The sequence below is a fragment of the Synechococcus lacustris str. Tous genome (assembly GCF_003011125.1).
GTDB classification, from domain to species: Bacteria; Cyanobacteriota; Cyanobacteriia; order PCC-6307; family Cyanobiaceae; genus Synechococcus_D; species Synechococcus_D lacustris.
On sequence record NZ_PXVC01000277.1, the window covers coordinates 1 to 716 of the forward strand.

Here is a 716-nt window from a genome sequence, read left to right on the forward strand (position 1 = left end):
GCAGAAGGCTTTGGCCTATCACTCGCAGAAGCAATGGCAGCAGAATTACCAGTTGTGGCCACTGGTTACAGTGGAAATCTTGATTTCATGCCCACCGGAAGTGCTGAGTTGATTCCCTATAAACTCACTAAAATAAGTAAAACTGAAGGGGACTATAGAGCCGGTGAACTTTGGGCTGAGCCAGATCTTGATGCGGCAGCAAAAGCAATTCGCAATCTTGCTGAGAATGCCGATTATCGAAAACAACTGGCAAAAAGTGGAAGAAAAGCTGTGGAGAGTAATTTGAATATCACTAAGATTAGTAATATTGTACGTGAACGATTGGGTTGCCTTATCGCTAAGCCAGGCAGGGCTGAATTGGTGCGTCAATTACCATCAACTCATCCATGGCGCACATTAGATGAATTAGCATGATAAATAAGTTAACCTTTGCGTTAGTGCGCAGGAAAAATTATCACCGCCGCTTGTTAGCAATTCTTTAAGGCCTTTGAGATTTAATTCACTTAATGCTTGCGTGTAAGCTTTAGCTCTAACGGCTTCATTGCTGGAGCCTAATGTGCAAACTAAAACCGCAAGTTCTGGTGATGATGAAGCTAGGGCTGCTTCGATAGCGCCCTCTTCCCAAGCTATGTTTCCTTCACTAACTAATCGATTTAAACGTTTAAGAGCGCTATCAACATTTATACCATCAAGCACCTGCAATAGATTGCGTACTG

General features: G+C 43.0%; 2 protein-coding genes. One reads left to right on the plus strand and one right to left on the minus strand.

The window, feature by feature from the left end; all coding sequences use genetic code 11:
• Positions 1–414 (plus strand): glycosyltransferase (locus C7K08_RS14900; protein ID WP_117434677.1); only part of this gene is annotated, 414 nt, incomplete at its 5' end.
• Here the strand turns inward: C7K08_RS14900 and C7K08_RS15800 are convergent.
• Positions 406–716, minus strand: a 311-nt coding sequence (locus C7K08_RS15800; RefSeq protein WP_206603899.1) for a hypothetical protein, incomplete at its 5' end; no start/stop codon positions are given. The genes C7K08_RS14900 and C7K08_RS15800 overlap by 9 nt on opposite strands.